The sequence below is a fragment of the uncultured Brachyspira sp. genome (genome assembly GCF_949287625.1).
GTDB lineage: Bacteria > Spirochaetota > Brachyspiria > Brachyspirales > Brachyspiraceae > Brachyspira.
In genome coordinates this window covers 1-2,090 of sequence record NZ_CASEGO010000195.1, presented here as the reverse complement: position 1 = coordinate 2,090, position 2,090 = coordinate 1, and the positions used below count along the sequence as shown (strand labels likewise).

At 23.2% G+C, this 2,090-nt stretch carries 4 protein-coding genes; all 4 read left to right on the top strand.

The genetic code is table 11. The features are described from left to right. Positions 1-242: 242 nt before the first annotated feature. The 4 genes from Q1X91_RS15545 to Q1X91_RS15530 all read left to right on the top strand — a co-directional run bounded on the left by Q1X91_RS15545 (position 243) and on the right by Q1X91_RS15530 (position 1,804). Positions 243-719 carry a hypothetical protein gene (locus tag Q1X91_RS15545; RefSeq protein WP_300759512.1) on the top strand — a complete coding sequence of 159 codons (477 nt, stop codon included), beginning with the start codon at positions 243-245 and terminating at the stop codon, positions 717-719. Between the two features lie 66 nt (positions 720-785). Continuing rightward, positions 786-1,091, top strand: a complete 306-nt coding sequence (locus Q1X91_RS15540; RefSeq protein ID WP_300759510.1) for a hypothetical protein — start codon at positions 786-788, stop codon at positions 1,089-1,091. A gap of 4 nt (positions 1,092-1,095) precedes the next feature. Further along, positions 1,096-1,569 carry a hypothetical protein gene (locus Q1X91_RS15535; RefSeq protein ID WP_300759508.1) on the top strand — a complete coding sequence of 158 codons (474 nt, stop codon included), beginning with the start codon at positions 1,096-1,098 and terminating at the stop codon, positions 1,567-1,569. A gap of 58 nt (positions 1,570-1,627) precedes the next feature. Beyond that, positions 1,628-1,804 carry a polymorphic toxin type 44 domain-containing protein gene (locus tag Q1X91_RS15530; protein ID WP_300759514.1) on the top strand — a complete coding sequence of 59 codons (177 nt, stop codon included), beginning with the start codon at positions 1,628-1,630 and terminating at the stop codon, positions 1,802-1,804. Positions 1,805-2,090 lie beyond the last annotated feature (286 nt).

The window sequence follows — 2,090 nt, the reverse complement described above, 5'->3', positions numbered from 1 at the left end:
TTCTTCTTTCGTGCCATACTTAAGCTCCTTTCATATTTTTTTAATATATCATAGAAAACTTAAGTTGCCACTATTTACAGACTTTTTTTCACAGGCTCACCTATTATATTTATCATTAACAATCTTATTTAATAATGGAAATATAATTGGGCAGTTATTACTTGTATATCCTTTTGCGTATGCTTTTATTGTAAATTTTATAATTTATGGCTTATTATATCTGTTTTAAGGAATCATAAAATATGCATAATATTAAAAAGAAAAGACTTATAAAAAATATTATATTTTTTATTATCACATTTCCAGCATTTTTTTTTATGTTACCAATTTATCTAGGAGGTAAAGACTTTTATGTTAGTCCACAACTTTCTGAACAAACAGTATTAAGTCTGTCTGATAATTTATCTATTTTGGAAATAACAGGTAAATCAAATTTTAAAAATGATAAATTTCATTTAAAACTTTATGAGGGTAATGAAGGTTCTGAGTTACACAATAAAGCTATTGCCTATATTCAATATAAAAATATTTTTTCATTTCCAGTTAATCTTTATCGAGTAAAATTTTACTATGATATAATAGATAATTGCACTAGATATTATGAAATATCATATAATAAAGAGTCAAATAAAGCATTATGTATAGATGGAAAAATATCAAGAACAAACCCATTTAGTGCAAAGATAGTTAAAACAAATAATCAAAATACTATATTTTAACAAATATATATATAGTATAAAAACTATTAAGTATTATAAAACAGAACGCTACAAAGGTAAAAAACTATGGAAAGAGTTAAAGAATATATTAAACTAATAATACTAGGCAGTTATGGTTCTGCATTAACATTGCCTGTAATATTTGTTATTGTGTTTATTGTACTTAGTTTTCCTTTTGTATTTATATATAGTATAATTACAGGAAGTAATTTATATGATATGTTTTCTAATACTTTTTCAATCCATTTTGATACACTTGAAATGTTATTAAAGTATTATGTTGTATTATTCAGTATGTTGCTTTTTGCAAATGCTATTGTATTTTTTCTAATTTATGACATTATAAAAATCTTTATAATAATGTTTGAGTGATATAATGAAAAAATTACATAAATTTAAAAAGTATTTGCTTTGGATATTATGGTTTAATGTATTTAATTTTTTACTATTGTTTATATTGGTAAACATGATAGGAGTAGATTTACCTTTATCAGAAGAAAAAGTTAATTTTCTATATGATAAACTAATAACAGCAGAACAGAATTACAAAAATAATACAAATAGTATAGATTATTATGAAGATAATAGTTTTAAACTGATGTCATATAGTGATTATAAATCATCACATTCTGATAAAAATATATGCAAATTTAAAGGCGATAGTGTTATTGTTACAAAAACATTTATATTACAATATGTATTATATCATGATATCATTGATAACTGTTGTTATGGATATTATTCTGTGACATATAACCCTGCTGATAATACAGCATTATGTATATATATGGATAAACCTTTGTTTACTATTAATTTAAGCAGAACAGAATTAATAAAAACAAATGATTAAACTAATATTTTATAATATTGTAAACTGGATAAGTCATATCAACAGGTAAGCTAAAGCTATACCATATGATGCTTGGTCTAATATTCATTTTGGTACAATAGGTAAATATTGTGAATTTAGTGAAAGTGTGTTGTTAGGTGGTGCAGATGCAGCACAGATGTGGTCTAATTTTGAGTTAAAAGATATATATACAATTAATATACCAGAGGGTGATACTGGGTTTCTCTATATATGATGAATACATAAAAGGCATTTTAATAAATGCTTATAATATATTATCATATGTAGTTAATGATAATGTTTTTAAATATTATTTTCAAAAGGGGAGGTGTCCAGATGATAAAAATAAATAAAATATTTAATCCTATTTTATTATTTTGTTATTATATAATAGTAACAATAATGCTGATATCTAACCTATTAGAGCCTGTGAAAAAAAGTCTGTAAATTCAGTTTTCTATGATTATATTTTTACATATCCTGCTCTATGAATACCAGAATAAAGTTATTCAGTCAAGAGC